Origin of the sequence: Paenibacillus daejeonensis DSM 15491, from assembly GCF_000378385.1 — a bacterium.
Classification (GTDB): domain Bacteria; phylum Bacillota; class Bacilli; order Paenibacillales; family Paenibacillaceae; genus Paenibacillus_D; species Paenibacillus_D daejeonensis.
The window spans coordinates 123,580-139,658 of sequence record NZ_KB899663.1 but is presented as its reverse complement, the minus strand read 5'-3'; the positions used below and the strand labels follow the sequence as shown (position 1 = coordinate 139,658).

Annotated in this window: 13 protein-coding genes; 1 reads left to right on the top strand and 12 read right to left on the bottom strand. The window is 56.3% G+C overall.

Annotated elements, in window-relative coordinates; translation table 11 throughout:
* Nucleotides 1–74: 74 nt before the first annotated feature.
* The 6 genes from F556_RS0115845 to F556_RS0115820 form a co-directional block, all read right to left on the bottom strand.
* Nucleotides 75–6,212: a vWA domain-containing protein gene (locus tag F556_RS0115845; RefSeq protein WP_020617957.1), complete on the bottom strand. Its 6,138-nt coding sequence runs from the start codon at nucleotides 6,210–6,212 to the stop codon at nucleotides 75–77.
* A 12-nt stretch (nucleotides 6,213–6,224) separates the two neighbouring features.
* Complete coding sequence (locus F556_RS34200) at nucleotides 6,225–6,584, bottom strand: zinc ribbon domain-containing protein (protein WP_020617956.1); 360 nt, start codon at nucleotides 6,582–6,584, stop codon at nucleotides 6,225–6,227.
* A gap of 205 nt (nucleotides 6,585–6,789) precedes the next feature.
* A complete protein-coding gene (tatC, locus tag F556_RS0115835) occupies nucleotides 6,790–7,545 on the bottom strand; it encodes a twin-arginine translocase subunit TatC (protein ID WP_020617955.1) in 756 nt (251 codons plus the stop codon).
* Between the two features lie 74 nt (nucleotides 7,546–7,619).
* Nucleotides 7,620–7,874, bottom strand: a complete 255-nt coding sequence (locus F556_RS0115830; RefSeq protein WP_020617954.1) for a twin-arginine translocase TatA/TatE family subunit — start codon at nucleotides 7,872–7,874, stop codon at nucleotides 7,620–7,622.
* A 51-nt stretch (nucleotides 7,875–7,925) separates the two neighbouring features.
* On the bottom strand, nucleotides 7,926–8,477 hold the full coding sequence (locus F556_RS0115825) for a RidA family protein (RefSeq protein ID WP_020617953.1): 552 nt from the start codon (nucleotides 8,475–8,477) through the stop codon (nucleotides 7,926–7,928).
* Between the two features lie 30 nt (nucleotides 8,478–8,507).
* Nucleotides 8,508–10,100: a flavin monoamine oxidase family protein gene (locus tag F556_RS0115820; protein ID WP_245583078.1), complete on the bottom strand. Its 1,593-nt coding sequence runs from the start codon at nucleotides 10,098–10,100 to the stop codon at nucleotides 8,508–8,510.
* A 242-nt stretch (nucleotides 10,101–10,342) separates the two neighbouring features.
* On the opposite strand from F556_RS0115820, the gene F556_RS0115815 reads away from it, so the two are divergent.
* Nucleotides 10,343–10,639, top strand: coding sequence for a MerR family transcriptional regulator (locus F556_RS0115815; RefSeq protein WP_020617951.1), 297 nt, complete (start codon nucleotides 10,343–10,345; stop codon nucleotides 10,637–10,639).
* Nucleotides 10,640–11,239: 600 nt separating this feature from the next.
* On the opposite strand, the gene F556_RS0115810 is transcribed toward F556_RS0115815, so the two are convergent.
* The 6 genes from F556_RS0115810 to F556_RS0115785 all read right to left on the bottom strand — a co-directional run bounded on the left by F556_RS0115810 (nucleotide 11,240) and on the right by F556_RS0115785 (nucleotide 15,489).
* Nucleotides 11,240–11,893, bottom strand: a complete 654-nt coding sequence (locus tag F556_RS0115810) for an HAD family hydrolase (RefSeq protein ID WP_020617950.1) — start codon at nucleotides 11,891–11,893, stop codon at nucleotides 11,240–11,242.
* Nucleotides 11,894–11,953: 60 nt separating this feature from the next.
* Nucleotides 11,954–12,775 carry a PPK2 family polyphosphate kinase gene (locus F556_RS0115805; protein ID WP_020617949.1) on the bottom strand — a complete coding sequence of 274 codons (822 nt, stop codon included), beginning with the start codon at nucleotides 12,773–12,775 and terminating at the stop codon, nucleotides 11,954–11,956.
* A gap of 20 nt (nucleotides 12,776–12,795) precedes the next feature.
* Nucleotides 12,796–13,098 carry a hypothetical protein gene (locus F556_RS0115800; protein WP_020617948.1) on the bottom strand — a complete coding sequence of 101 codons (303 nt, stop codon included), beginning with the start codon at nucleotides 13,096–13,098 and terminating at the stop codon, nucleotides 12,796–12,798.
* Between the two features lie 5 nt (nucleotides 13,099–13,103).
* Nucleotides 13,104–13,934, bottom strand: coding sequence for a GNAT family N-acetyltransferase (locus F556_RS0115795; protein ID WP_020617947.1), 831 nt, complete (start codon nucleotides 13,932–13,934; stop codon nucleotides 13,104–13,106).
* Between the two features lie 204 nt (nucleotides 13,935–14,138).
* A complete protein-coding gene (locus F556_RS0115790; protein ID WP_157272778.1) occupies nucleotides 14,139–14,762 on the bottom strand; it encodes a hypothetical protein in 624 nt (207 codons plus the stop codon).
* Between the two features lie 151 nt (nucleotides 14,763–14,913).
* Entirely contained in the window at nucleotides 14,914–15,489 is a 576-nt protein-coding gene (locus F556_RS0115785; RefSeq protein WP_020617945.1) for a sigma-70 family RNA polymerase sigma factor, read from the bottom strand.
* Between the last annotated feature and the right edge of the window lie 590 nt (nucleotides 15,490–16,079).

Below are 16,079 nucleotides of genomic sequence, written 5' to 3'. Positions count from 1 at the left end.
TAGCAGACGCCGCCCGAATCGTACAGATACGTTCGAAGGCGCCGCGCTACTCGCAGCGGCACCTCCGATGTGACTTATCGTTTGGGGGCTGCCCCAGGCCGCGCACCCGGCTTCTCCTGCTTCGGCGGCTCCGCCTGTTGGAAATAATAAGCCGCTCCGGCTTTGAAGCCTTGGGCAAAGCCGACGATATCGGCACCATAATCCCCTCTCTTGCCCATCTTTACCTTTTCAACCCTTTTGGCCAGGTAATCAAACTCCCTGTTGACCAGCTTCAGCTTGAGCGGACTGATGCTGTACTCCAGCTTCGGCAAGTCTTTGTTGCTCATCATCGCGCCCAGCACTTCACCAAGCCCGTACGTGTACATTTTGGCCGCATTGATAATCTGCTCGTAATCATCCAGCTCCAGCGCGTACGCGCCGACGCTCCAGACTGCACTGCTGACGCCGATGAATGCACCCGCCATGAATGCCAGATAGTCGTCGCCGACCGGCGACACCCTCTCCAGCTGCATCAAATACTCCGCAAATCCCCCATGCTCGCCCGTATCCAGCACCGAGATCGTCTCGTACGTCACCGGGTCGATCTCCAGCCAGGCCCAGCGCGCTTCGCCGCCAATCATGGATGGCTGATCCGGTACTAGGAATGCCTTCATCGATGTACGCGCACGCTCGATCAGAATCTCGGGCAGCTCCATTTCCTCCATGTGGGTGAGATCGGCTTGGCGGTTGCTGTACAGACTCAGGAACAGCTGCGTATCCTCCGGGCTTTGCAGCCAGATATCCATGAAGTCCGTCTGCTTGCCCGACAGCACCACTCCCTCGAGACGGGAGGCAAACAATCCGCTGGCAATCTGGAAGGCCACTTTCGCCTCTTCGCTGCCTGCATGCAGCCGGCTGGCGGTCTGCTGCAGGTCGATGCTCGTATGCAGCTCGGCGCCCTTGTTCGGTCTACGGACAGTAACGACGATTACTCGCTCCTTGTCGGTCCGCCCGGAGACAACATCCAGACTGTCTGCCAGTTCACGCTCATAAGCCGTCTGATTAGTCACAAACCGATATATAATGTTGCGCGTATACCACCGCAGCGCGGAGGCGTCATCCGGTTTACCAGCCTGACTGTAATCGCGGTCTGCCGCTCGCTGAAGCGTATCTGTGGCAGGCTCCGGCAGATCAGGCAGATTGATGGCAATCGTATGGAACACGCCATCGATCGACTCTCCCGGCTTCAACATTGTCTCGTGCACCCGCTTCTCCCCAGGCAGCTGCACTTCGACGCGTACGCCGACGATGGTGTTTTTACTGATGTCTACGGCCTGCTTGCCGATCAATTGGAACGTCTCATTCTCCAGTATGGCAGTGTAGAGCTCGCCCGAGGCTCCCGCCCGGATATCGAGTGGCTCGTTGCCGAGCTGATCCAGACGCAGCGCGGCATCCAGCACGCGGATCTCCTCTACGGCTGGCTCAGATTCGCCACCACCACCACCCAGCACGTCGCCGATGCTGCCGGTGATGCCGCCTACCCCTTGGTCGTCTTGCGGTATCACCAGATAGGACACGCTGACTATGCGTTCGATGGTCGTCAGGGCCTGCACGTCCTGAGCGCCGGGGTAGTACAACAGTCCGCCCAGCTCTGACAGATCCCTCATGAATGGGACCACGAAGATACGCGCTTCGCCCGCCTCATCCTCATAGGACCAGGCCGGCAGATATTCGGCCTTGACCTCCTCGGCGCCGCTCAGCTCGAGCAGCGCCTGCTTGCCCTCTTCCGTCAGCTTTACCTTGCGCAGCGACGGCGTAGCCCCAAGCCTTGCCAGCAGCCCTCCCGTCAACCGGGCCAAGTCACCCTCAGTGCCCCAGCCCTGGGTCAGCACCGCCTCGGGAGAGTGGCGGTACGCATAATACGGATCGGAAGAAGGAAGCCAGCGCACCTCTTCTAGGAGCGACTGCATCGCCTCCATCGTCTTCACTTCCGACAGCTGCCATAGCCCATGCAGCACCGGCAGTGGCGCCGGCACCTGCTCCGGTCGTTCGCGGCCTTCATCCAGGACGGCGAGCTGGAGGGTCTCCCGCTCGGCATCTGCCGAGACCCGAGCCCGATGATGGCGGATCGCCTCGGTCAAGGCGGTGGACAAGGCGATATCAAACGCCTTATCCTGCGGGAGGGTTACGTGCTTGACCAGCAGTCCAGGCTCCGGATAGCTGTTCTGTCCGACAGGCAGACTCAGCTCGCCGAACAGCTCGGAACGCAGGTTCCAAGCCCGGTCTCCGCTACCCTCCGGCAGTGCAAAGACGAGCAGGCCGCGCCGCGAGGTGCCATCGAATACAGACCAGTCCTGGTCCATTCCGAATACCAGCTCATCGGTAATCTCGTCGGGACGCAGACCATCCGCCTCCTCCCGGCCCTCCGGGATCAGCCGGAAGGTATCACGGAACCCAGAGACGCCATTGCCGTCAGCGGCGTCCATGAGCGTTACATCCGCAACGACGTAGTCGCCCCGGCTCGACTCGATGTCCTGAATCCGGGAGAGGGCATGGACGCGCAGCTTGACCCCTTGGCCCTGATATACCGTTTCGCCTGCGGCTGGCTGACCTGCCTCCTGAGCCTTCCCACCGACCGGCAGTATGGCTGCGACGCCGAACAGATCGACATACAGCTCTGATGGCGTCTGCTGCAGCGCCGCCGGGATCTGGAAGGCAAGCCTTATCTTATTCGTCGAGCCCGGCGCCAGTGTGACTGGCCGCAACAGACCGTGCGGGAGCAGCGCTGTTCCGGTATGGACCGGGACGAGGAACGGTCCTTTGCCGGTCGTCATCCTCAGATAGAAGCGCTGCTGCGGATCGAACTTCAGTCGGGATTGCACGGCTGAGGTCAGGTCGCCCTCCACAACCTTGAACAGACTTGTCTGCGGCTTGAACTGGACTGGCCCGAGAGTGTCCTGTTCGCTGGCAGCCGTCAGCTTCAGCCGAAACGTATCGGAGAGCTTGCCTTCCGCCGTTGTAGGCAGCGCCGTCAGTGCGATCTCCGACCGCTCCGTACGACCGATGAGAGGCAAGGTCAGATGGCCGTTGTTAGTGTCGTAAAAGTGCAACGCCGCTTGCTCCATCCGCTCATCCGGCACCAGGAAGACCAATATCCCGCGTACCGATTCCCCCGACTTCACCGTCACGCTGCTCTCGCCTGGCGGAGCCAGCGGTGCTTCGGCTAGCCAAGTTGTCGTGGAGGCGGGATAACTGCCCATGCCGTTGGTCTCCAGGAAGAAGTGGGAGGCAAAGTCCGGGATGACATAAGCCGCTCCCTTGGCCTGCGTGCTCCCCAGCTCCATATCGACAGCCACGAAGCTACGGCCCGCAGGCGCATCCACACCGCCCAGCCGCTTCAGGAATAGCAGCTCTCTTGCCGACCATGCCATCGCTTTATTTTCGGTTTCGGCATCCAGTGGGATCCGTTTAAGAATCTTCACTTCTTGGCCGGGCAGATCGCTGCCATAGAGGAGCGAGGCCGCACCAGTTTCGTACTGGGCGATCTTGCCGCCAGGCTCATAGCTTATGGTCTGAAGCACGGCCTTGTTATCTTCGCTCAGCTGCAAGGGAAAATCGGCAAGCGTATTCGCGTCATAGACGCGAGTCTCTCCGTCCGCAGCCGGGCTGGTAATGGATAGCGACAGGGCTACCTTCTCAGCTGGCTGCTGCTCTACCTTGGCGAGCATCGCATTGAACGCCTCTGACAGGACTGCGGGATCCTCCGAAATCACATACGAGCCGCCGGACTTCTCAGCCGCCCACCGGAACGCTTCCTCGCCGTCTTCTGTCCCCAGGCCAACCCAGAGAACTTGGATGCCTTCTTCTTTAATTCTCGTCAGCAATGTCTCAAAGGCCGCCTTCCTTTCGAGCTCGACGTCCAGCGCCGCATCGGTCAGATAGACGATGACCCGCTTGTCGGAAGGAATCCTGCTCAGCGAGTTGTACGTCCGGTCCGTCGAGCTGAAGATATCCGTGCCGCCGCCGGCCCGCAGCATACCTAGCGATTGCAGCAGCTCCGGCTTGCGATTGGTGAACATCTGCTCGAACGAGATCTCGGAGGAGAAACTGACCAGCTGCATCAGACTGCTGTCCGGCTTCTGACTGATGAATTCGTGGAACAGCGCCTTCATCTTGTCTAGCCGGTATGCGCCGTTGCCGCTCTCGGGCTCGACGTCCATCGAGCCGCTGACGTCCAGCGTCAGCGAGACGACCGACACGTCGGACGGCGCCTGCTTATTGGGCCGCTGATAGGTTGCCTCGAACCGGTTGCCCAATCTGTCGCGGATCGCCAAGAACACATGGTTCAGCGCCTCAGTGTCATCAGCTGCATAATAGGTGCCATCCGACAGCGCAGCCAGCTCCAGCAGCGTCGAAGCATCGTGCCCGGGTCCGAATCCGATTGTATAGAGCGGGATGCCAGAAGCTTGCACCGTCTGCATCACCTCCTCCTTGCTCGCTTTGCTGCCGGTGCCTGCCTTCTCGACGTCGCTGTCGACGCCGTCACTGAAGACAACCACAGTCGGACGCTCCTTCTCCTTCAGCAGCTCGACGCCCCGGATGATAGCATCGTACAGTGTCGTATTGCCTTTGGCCTTGACCTGCGACAGACCGGCGAGGACCTCCTGCTTGGTTGTCCCTTCCAGTACCTGCACCTGCGAGTCAAAGTCGATAACCCGGATATAGGTATGGTCAGGCAGGCCCTCGATGAAGCTGCGGGCGGCACTTAGCACCTGAGTCATCGACTTTGCCATGGAGCCTGAGGAATCCAGCGCCAGCACGACGCTCGGCGGCGTCTCCAGTCGCTCCAGCTTGACGAGCTTGCCAGGCTGCCCGCCTTCCAGAATCTCTACATCCTTGACCGTGGGGACGAACTGCCGGTTCTGCGCGTCTAGCAGCATGAAGCGGACGATTGCCGTATCCCCCTGCTCGCTGACGGATTCGATCTTCAGCTCACTGTCGGCGCCGCTGGCGTCGCCCATCTCCACCGTGCGGTAGCTCCCCACGATGAGCGGTTTCATATCCAGCTCCGTCATCTCGCCGCTGCTGACCGGGATCAGTCTGGTTCGCAGCGGTGCGTTGCCGTCCGGACGGCCGTCCTGCTCGACAACAACATTCCAGTAGCCCGGCGGGAGCCAGAACAGCGTGTCGCCCTCCGGCGTCTGGTCGCCCATCAGACTCAGCTCCGGATGCTGCAGCGCCACTCCCGGAGAAGCCTCGACTTTAATATGGCCGAGCTGCGCGCCTCGCACCTTCAATGCCCCGAGCCGTTCGCCGTCTCGGATCGGCTGCAGCTCTCCCTTTTCATCAAGCGTGATGGCGATCTCACCAGGGTCGCTTGATGCGCTCCATGTCATCTTCCAGAGCAATGGGACAGAGGGGTCCTGCGGCAGATCGCCAAGCACGTAATCCCGCGTCTTCACCGCATCCAGTGTCCGGGTGTAGCTGAGATCCCGGCGATACTGTCCTTGGACATAACTGCCCTTGCCCGTCAACTGAAGCTGGCCCTTGTCAAGCGACACTTTCAGGCTCTGGTACCGCAGATTCTCATTGTTCGTGACGAAGTACAGCTCGGACGTGTCATAGTCCCCGGTTCCGGCCGTCACTGTCTGACCGGGCTGCAGCCGCAGCTCCTTATACACCGTAAGCCGGTATCCGGAGCCGCCCTCTGCGGCAATTGCCCACCAGTCGGTTTCCTCCTGGTCGCGGGCGTGGATGATCCACTGTCCCTCCTGCACACCGCGGTAGAACGACGAATCCAGCTCTACGGCGTATGCGATCAGATCGTCGATCGGATCGGCGCCCTGATCGGTCCATTCTACCTCCAGCTCCCACTTCTCCCCCGCCGTCAATCGGCTCGTCTCCCGGTTATCCAGATCGATATACCGCAGCTCCTGCTGCTGATTGGCCAGGTAGGCCGCCGAGCGGTAGCTGCTCTGGCTGCCGAACGGATTAATGTAGGGGACGGCGGTATCCCAGGCACCGATCGGATACACCAGCCTGGCCGGCCGTTCCTTGACAGGTTCGTAGGAGCCTGTGCGTCCCGACAGTACGGAGACCGTCTGCTCCTTCGGATCAACGGCCTCGCCATCCCCGAGGAAAAAGATAAAGCCCGCCCCTGCCAGCATCAACGCTAACGCAGCTGCGGCGAGGGCCAGCTTTGTTTTGGTGATCTTTAACAAACGGTTCCTCATCGTCCCCGCCTCTTATTCCGCTTCGGTGAAGGTATGTCCGCACGAGGGACAAAACTTCACCTCAACTGCTACTGACTGGCCGCAGATACAGTCCTTCTCGCCAGTGAGAACCTTAATCTGTTTAAGAAGTGCCTGCACCTCCTCTTCCAGCTCCAGGATCGCTTCGACCTCGGGCTGGTAGTCCTCCCCGAGCTCTCCCGTATCCCGCTCAATCGCCGTCAGGAAGACGATCCGGCCGATCGTCTGGTAATGCTTTTCAATCTCCTTTTGCTTGGCGCTCTGTTGCATTTTCAGCTTGTTGACCTCGACTGCCGTCTTCGCCTTGCTGCCTGCTTCCGACAGTCCCGACTTCACCTTATCCAAAAAACTCATGCTCATTCCTCCCGGATTCAATATGCTCCCTTTCGTTGTTACCATTGTATAGGGGGCCTATGCCGATCCGACAGTTACAACCTGTCATTGTTTTTGTCATTCCACCGTCAGAATCTAGACGAACGCAAAAAATCTCCGGACCGTCAAACGGTTCGGAGACATTTGACTTCGCGGTTCCAGGCTCGCTTAACAGCTTATTGCCCGTCTATGCCCTCACCATCCCATCGCCATGCTCCTCGCTTGCCTCCCGCTCCTGCTGCTGCAGGCGTTTGCGGTAGACGATGCGCGACAGGCTAATGCTGCATTCGTACAGCAGCAGCAGCGGGATGATGACCAGAATGTCCGATACGAGATCCGGCGGTGTCACCAGCACACCCACGACGACCAGCACAAAGTAAGCGCCTTTGCGTGCCTTGGCCAGCCGCTGCGGATTGAGGATGCCCAGCTTGGTCAGGAACAGCACCACCGCGGGCATTTCGAACAGCACGCCAAAGGGCAGCGTCATATGAACCATGAAGGTGAAATATTTCTCCGCAGTATACACCATATCGAACTGGCCGTCCGTGAGCCCGCCAAGAAACGAGTACACCACTGGAAACACGATAAAGTAACCAAAGCAGATCCCTACAATAAACAGGAGGGTCACCGCCGGAATCATCCGAAACGCTGCCCGATGCTCTTGCTCCGTAAATGCAGGCTTAACAAACACCCACAGTTGATAGGCCAGCACGGGGATTGTTGCCGCTGCAGCAAATACGGCAGCAATGAGCATGTAGACCCACAAGATATCGCTGGGCCCAAGCAGCGCGAGCTTCACCTCCAGCCCCCGGGTCAACCAGTCGTAGATCGGTTCAACGAAACAAAAAGCCACGATGAGCGACACGACAAAGGCCGCCATGGTAATCATCAGCCGTTTGCGGAGCTCACCCAAATGGCCAACCAAATTCATCGTCTCCTCCATGCTCCCACTCCTCTCCTGATGCGCAAAGAGGGAGGCGGACGGCCTCCCGTCACCCCCCTCTCCACTTACACTTGCTACATCGCTGCCGGTTTTTCCGGCTTGGCATCCATTACCGAGATATTGGAGCGCGATTCGCGGGCATCCCGTGAATCATGGAGCTCGCGAATCGGAGGCTCCTCCTCCTGCACCAGCTCTTTGGTTGAGCGCTTGAACTCATTGAGCGTTCGGCCGAAGGCCCGCCCGATCTCGGGCAGCTTGGACGGGCCGAAGATAACCAGGGCAATGACCAGAATAAGGATCAGTCCCGGGATTCCGATACTCTGCAGCATGGCTTGCACCTCCATTGTAATTGGTTTACACTTATACCCCTCCGTTACGCATTACCGCCTCTTGGGATAGACCGCCACCGCTTCGATCTCGATCAGCCAATCGCTGTTGACCAACCCCGCAACTGCCAGCGTTGAACGCGCCGTCTTGGTTGGATTGTCTTCCGTATTAAAAAACTCGCCATAAGCCTCGAACCAGCCATCATAATCGACTTTGCCTTCCTTCTCGGGATCGGCAACCAGATAGACACGGAGATAGACTACATCCTTCATCGTCAGCCCTTTGGCCTTGAGGTCCGTTTCAATTCGTTTCAGAATCCCGACCGCCTGAGTTTTGGTATCCCCAAACCGCTCATGAATCGTTTTGCCCTCACGGTTGAGCTGCGGCGGCACAGTACCGCTCGTCCAGAGGTACGCCATATCTTGCGGTACCGAGACGCCAGAGGCAATGGACGAGGTAGGAGAGCCATAAAACTCCACCTCATGAATCGGCTCAGCCGTGTATTTATTAGGCGTCAGCGGGCTGGCCGCATAGGCCGTGATGCTCAGCGCACTGACCGATGCGGCCAGGAGCACGGTGAGCATCCATTTCTTTTTGCTGTTCATAGCGCCACTCCTTATCTTCTATATTGTCTTCTAAGCCTTCATGACCCGCTCTTGAATGGCCTTGACCGTCAGACGCGCCGACTCAAACGCCCCTGCCATCCAGCCTGTCAAATAACTCATATGCTCCCCGGCCAGATAGATCCGGCCATCCGGCTTGTTCAGCGTCGGATAATAATCCTTGCGGTCCGCAGAGGAGTAACTCGCCCATCCCCCCATATTGTAGGCCGTCTTCTGCCAAGCGATGGAGAAGGAGGTTTCGAACTCTCTATGATATTGGGGATGAATCTTAGCCCCTTGCTTCAGCGCATATTCTTCACGTGCAGCCAGCGACATGTCACCCAGCTGTACCGCCGCTTCGCCAAAGTTATAGTAACCGACAACCACGCCTTTACGACTCAAGTAATCATGGGACGGATACCAGATCTGGTTAATATCCATATTGGTCGTCGTCATCCCGCTGTAGATTCCCTCATCGATTTCCCAGAACCGGCGTCGGAACTGGAAGCCGATCTTGCCAGTCGTCGCATACGAGATTTTGCCAATGGCCTCACTCATCTCCTTGCTGAAATCCCCCGGAATATCCTTCAGCACGCTGAGCGGGATGGTACAGATACAATAATCGCCCGTTGCCTCCTGAACCGAACCGTCCGCAGCGCGATACGTAACCGCAACGCCGCTCTCGCCCTGACGGATCCGCTGCACCACGGCTTGGTATTGAATGAGATGTCCGACCTTACGGGCAAAAGCCTTGCCGATCTGATCCATCCCGCCTACCGGCTGGAACATCATCATCTGCTGATCAATGGAATACTCGGAGCTGAAGCTATTGCCAAATCCGGATTGAATAATGGCACTCAGATTATATGGATCTTCTTGCACCCCTGGCGTCTCACCGCCGCCCGGCAGCACCTTGTAGCCCCTTCTCCCCGACCCTTTGTAGAACAGGTCCGCATTGAGATCGCCTTCGCGGCGCAAATAGGCGACGAGCTTTTCCTTGTCACTCTGACTAAGGGGCAGGTTGAGCGCATTCTGGCTGACCGCCTTGGCGAGCAATTCGCTCGTATAGCCACGCATATCCGCCTTAGCCGCGCGTTTGGTTACCTTTTTGCCAGAGAGCGGACCGACGTTTTCGCTATAATAGTAAGACGCTTCGTTGACGTTGCCGAACACTTCCAACGGGACACCCAGCTCCCTGCAATAATCCATCGTGATGTGATGCTGCGGAATTCGGGCCGGACCCGGATTGAAATACAATCCCTCGTCGAATCGAGCTACCTGCTTGACCCCGCCCACCTCAGTCACCGCATCGCCGCGCCGGATCGTCCAGTTCCGGCCACCTGGCCGCGCCCTTGCTTCGAGGATCACGCACTGGTATCCGGATTTGGACATCTCATAAGCGGCTGCCATGCCGGCCAGACCTGCGCCGAGAATGACAATTTTCTTGCCGTTCCGACTTGCCGCGTTCACCTCAGCTGGAGGAGGCAGTGTTGCCGCACCAGCGGAGGACTGACCCAGCAGTCCAAGCGTACTCATGGCACTATAGACCGCCACCGCACCGCCAGCTTTGCCGACTTGCATCAAAAATTGCCTTCGAGACATTTGAGATCCCACATGTTCTGTCACTCTGCTTCCTCCTTCGTCGCCTTCATGAGCGCCGTTCTCGGAACCAAGCATAGCACCTGAATATTTTCCTTGTACTCATTTGCGTTATATTTTCTAACATTGTTTTTGCTAACAGTCGTTTCGACAAAGTTTTAACGTAAGATAATCTAACAGAACTATGTTCAGGCACCGAAAAATACGCCAATATAGTAAGGAGATTAGCGATCCATTCCGATCGTTTACACGAAGGGGTGACACTTAAGATGTACAAGGAGAAGAAGGTCATTGCTATCGGACTGGTGAGCGAATTAACAGGATTGTCGGAACGCAAAATTCGGTATTACGAGGAGCGAAGGTTGATCTTTCCCGAGCGCACCGCAGGCGGCACGCGCAAATATTCCTTCTCGGACATCGAAAGACTGTGTGAGATCGCGGAGAAAATGGAGGATGGGCTGTACATACGGGAGATAAAGGAGATGGAGAGGCGCAAGGTGAAGCGGCAGACATTGCCTTATGAAGGGGCAGCCAGCTTCACTCCCAAAAATTCAAAGCTGATGTAAACCGGAAGTCCGTCGTTATTGTCAGGGCGTGAAAGTCAGGCTGGATAAGCGAGGGGGGAGCTAACAAACGAATTGATAGTATAGACTATTACCAAGGTGAAACGGCTGCCGCCGTCTTCTGACGGCGCGAGCGCGTTTCATTCCAGAAAAATATAAGCCAAGTAGATGGGAAATCTTACTTTAGATCTTCCGATCGCTGATGTAAACAGCGTATGCTTCCGAAGCCAGCTTTTCTGCGAAAAGCTCTCAGGCGAACGCTCCGCAGCATATGCTCCCGATGTCGCTTTCTGCTAGACAAGCGTTGACCAGATTCGATTCCGTGCCTCTCCGGCTCTTTTTAGATCAACGAATATGAAATTTCGACCTTATTTCAGGGCAAATCAAGAAAATCACCAAATAAGCTTGATATTTCAAGCTTATTTGGACCTTTTGCTTCATGAGGTTCAAATAAATATGAAAAATCAAGCTTATTGGCAGGATCAGCTCTCTGGGCACATACGATCGGCAAAGGGAACCTTATGAATAATCTAAAGGAGGCACGCCGCCTCCTGTTTGTCATGCGGTATTTATTTCCGTTCTCGCAGCCAACTGGGCGCTGAATTACCGCTCAGCATCCAAAAACGCTACCAGCTGCTCCAACTCCTGAATCTCCCCGAAGGGCTCGACGCCCATCGCCCGCATCCGTTCCCCATCTCCGTTGTAGGCGATGAAGCGGATGCCCGCCCGGCTCGATGCCGCACCGTCAATCCAGGCATCCCCTACCGATAGCCAATGCTCAGTAGGAATGGCCGGATAAGCATCCAACGCGAGCAAGAAGGCATCCGGCTCCGGCTTCATCGCCTTGACCCGATCCCTGCCAATGACATCATCGAAGTACTGGTGAACCCCATTTTCCCGTAGGGCCAACTCGGCGGCTTCGGTCGAATTGTTCGTCACAATGACCAGAGGCAGCCGCCCATGCAGAGCCCGCAGCAATTCAGCAGCCCCCGGTTCCATTGCAGCTTCGTGCATGCCCGCCTTTTCGATCCGGTTCGCAATGTCCCACATCTCCGCGATCATGGCCTCCGACATTCGCCCGGTGCGTTCCGCCGTCAGCATCAGCGTAGATGTCGTATGCTGCTCCAAATCAACATCACCGGACAGAATTCCGCCTGCCTCCAGATACGCATAGGTCTCCCGCTTCATCTGGTCAAAATTAATGCGGGACCGCAGCAGCGTATTGTCCATATCAAAAATCAGGCCTTTTACTGGCATGCCGAACCTCCCCCCTCTACATTCAGAACAAACGATGGTGGAGAATCGGCTGGTTGATGACTAACGGACGTCAGCCGAGTCCTTCAACATCTCCAAATACTTCTCGATCCCCGGCACCGGATCCGGCTCCTTCAGCTTCATGCCGCGCAACGCTTCGACGGTGAGTCGCAGCACAACATAATCGCGATACCACCGGTTATCTGCGGGGACCACATGCCAGGGGGCAGCCTCATTGCACTGTGCCATAGCTTCCTCGTAATAGGCCTGATACCGGTCCCAATGCTGACGCTCTTCAATGTCGCTCGGATCGAATTTCCAGTGCTTGCGCGGATTCTCGATCCGCTTGCGCAGCTTCTCGAGCTGAAACTCTGGTGAGATGTGGAGAAAGATTTTGACCAGAGTCACCCGGTTATCCACCAGCAGGGATTCAAACTGATTGATCTGCTTGAACTTGGCCTTCGCCTCGGCATCCGATACGCGGCCATGCACACGGTTGATCAAGACCTCCTCATAGTGAGAACGGTTGAACGTGGTGATGCGCCCCAAATCAGGTACATGCCGATGGACCCGCCACAGGAAGTCGTGACGGGCCTCTTCCTCCGTCGGCTTCTTGAAGCTGTACGAGGATATTCCCTGCGGATTCACACCGGAGAACACTTGACGAATCACTCCGTCCTTGCCGCTGCAGTCCATCCCCTGAACAACAACCAGCAGCGCTTGCTCCTGTCTGGCGGCCAGCTTCTCCTGCTCCTCCTGCAATTCCTTGCGCAATTGGTTCATTTCCTTGACGGTCTCACGCTTGTTCTTGAACTTGCCCGTGTCTTGCGGATCGATCCCCTTCAGGTTGACGCCGCCCTTGCTCGGCAGTTGCCACTTGCTCATCTACACATCACTCCTTGGTTTCAGGATGGTGGTGAAGCTTGGCGTTTATACTTGCTTCTTACCCGATAATAAATCATTCCCATCAGGATCGACGAGATGCCGACAACTGCTAGAGCAGGCCACTGACTTCCCGTATGGCCAAAAGACACCTTTTGCTGCAAATAGTCCACACTTGCATAGGAGTTAACAATATCTGGAACATAGGCCTTGGTCTGCGCCATGCCCATGACGATAAAACCTCCTGTAACAAGCGCTCCTCCTGTGATTACACCAGCAACACCCGCTTCCAGCGCCACACGCCGGTCGATCCGCTTCACCTTCACTTCCCCTAACCTCCCAACGCTTCTGTCCAGGTGGTCCGAACATAAGCAACCTTCATGCCAACCCGTTCCATATTGCGGTGACTTGGCGACAAGAACGCACACTGCCCGACAACCAGGTCACAGCCCTGCTGCTTGGCCTCGGAGAATCTCCGATGCAGCAGTTGCTCGTGCAAGCTGGTCTTGCGATATTCCGGCAACGTGGCTGCAAAGGTCAGCGAAGCCGTGCGGTCCTTGATATACATAACAGCTGCCGCGGCAGGACGATCCTCCACATAAGCGATGAAGAACGTCCAGCCCGGTCGACCCAGCAGCACCTTGTTATTGGCAGCCACCGGGGCAATGCCATGCTCCGGCAAGCCAAAGGATTTGCAGTGAATGGCTGCATACGTCTCAATCTCACTCTCCTGCAGCTTGCTGATCCGAACCCGTGGCGTGGCGAAGGATTTCGGCTCCCAGGCCGCCAGATCTAGCGCAAGCGAAGCATGTGTGCCTGATGCAAAGAACCCCCGCTGTGACAAAGCTTGGAGCGTCCGGCGATCCTCAATCCCCGGAACAATCTCGAATTGCGGTTTGCGTTCTCTCGTTTTGTAGAAATCCACCATCTCATCAATCGCCGCCGCTTCGGCAGCGCCAGCACCCTTGACGGTATTAAAGGAAGGCCAAGGCATCCCTTGGCTGTAGAAACAAACCGCCTCTCCAACGGCCTTGAGCTCCACCCCCTCCGGATTGTCTGAACGCTCGCGGATCGCAATCATCCGGTCGGATAAATAGTCCATTTCTGAAGCTTCAATTGCAGCTATGTATTCTCTCGTTGGCATGGGTCCCATTGTACGCATGAGGCTACCTCCGTTTGGCAAATGTTCTTCGCTTGTCCTATTTTACCGCTTTTTAGACTCCTAGGTATATGTAAAAGATACGATATATAGAAGGCAAAAGTTTCAACAATCGCTTTTCGGTTCTGGCAACGAAGGTTGAAAAGCCGGATTCCCCTTCCCGCGCAGGGGATGGAATCCGGCTCATAGCATGCTGTAAGGCTTCGCTTAGGATAGGGTCGATTGCGCCAACGCGACGGCCTGCTCTTCTGTGAGGGTGCCCATAAGAGAATACTGGATGTCATCCAGCTTCCAGAATAGTTCCGTCAATGCGGGTTGAGCAAATACCTGCCCCTCGGTACCGCCAAGCTCTATAGTCGTGAACAGATCTTCGGGGTATACAGCTTCCTGTTTGTCGACGCTAAACGTCAGGTGTCCGTCACCTTCTGCTTCATACTGGAAATGAACCCGAAGGGCATCTTCTCCCGGATAGCCTACTGTTGCGATTTCCTTGAGTTCATAGCCCTGGGGCAGGCCATCGGGCAGGACAATCGGCCCGCCAAATGCGGCCTCCGCCTCCTCCAGCGTACCCACAACTTCAGTAACTAACGGGGAGACCTCCGTTAAGTTGCCGGGACCGGCAGCTCCGCCATTGGTACCCGGTGCAGGCTCTACCGTGCCCTCCGGCTGGCTGATACCCGAACCGGGAACCGGCACCGGATCGATATTCTGGAAGAGCGGAATACCGATTCCAAGCATGATCGCTGCGGCGACAGCTCCGGTGACCACCCGTTTCCGTCCAGCTGTCCACCAGCTTTTTTTCGGTGCTGCTGCTTCTGTTTGGTTAATCATCTTCATCCACTCCTTTGTTGTACTTGAATCTAATTTGAGATCTTCGAACAGATGGGTATCGAGCTCGCTTTTGAATTGCTGTCCCAACACCCTATCCTCTGCGGATCTGGTATTTGCGTCGTGTGAAGCATCTTGAGGTGAACGATTCATTCTATCGTTGTCGTCCTTGTTGTGATTCGTCATCGCCTATTTCCTCCTTCTTCATCGCACGTGCCAGTTGTTCTCTTGCCCGATGCAAGCGGCCGCGTACTGTGCCTTCAGGCGTGCTGGTCGCTTCGGCGATTTCCGTCGTGGTGAAGTCCAGATAATAGTATAGATACAGCACTTCCCGGTAGGGGAGCGACAAGCTAGCCAAGTGCCGCAGGAGTTCGCTTCGATTCAATCGGGCCATCGCTTCTTCTTCCACGCTGCCTATTCGGTTCAGGGCCAGAAGCCCGGGATCGGTCGGTTGTTCGGAGGCGGAGCGGAGCGCCAGCTTGTCGCGGCACAGATTGAGGGTGATGCGGGTCAGCCAGGTCAGCACCTTGCTGTCTCCCTTGAATCCCCGCCAGTTGCGGTAAGCCCGCAGGAACACTTCTTGGCTGATATCCTCCGCGAGGTGCCGGTCCCTTGTATAAAAATAAGCCGTTCGCAACACGTCATTGCCATGCGCATCCATCATCTTGCTTATAGCCCGGTTAGGATCATCCGGGTAGGGTTCATATGCGTCTGAGCCGGCCGGCTTCATCGGTTAACCACCTCCAACCTTTTAGACGGACATCGCACGCAATCCGCTACATGTGGAATGAAATTTATTTTTCTGCGCCTTGCTACCGTGCAGCTGCCCTTGATAATTTTCACAACTAACATTAGATTTCCCGCCCCGACAGCTACCCAAACGCAGGAGCCAACACCCGACAGCGAGCTGCAACGAATTAACCTTCCTCGCCGAATGAGTGACCTGAGTGATTGCATTACATTTCGGAAAGCATAAATTAAGGCAAAATAAGCTCCGTGGCGAGAGTATCGATTATTGATGAGCAACCGTGGTAATAGAACGATAATAGAGGATCGCCAACCACTAGGGGAACTGAGAGACCTTATCTTAGTTTTTCAGTGTGTTTTTACATTCTAACGGAACTCAGCGTTGTTATTTAAGGAAAACGCCAATAAAAACGTAGGTTTTAGCCTGCATAACGTCTTTCAGTTCCGTTAGATTTTGAAAACTAGGGCTTTGTGCTTGGATAACGTCTGTCAGTTCCGTTAGCGTGTGGCGGAATACCCATCCTATTGTGCGTTGCGGCGCGCAAGCGATTTAAACGGTCAGTGGTGCGCAGT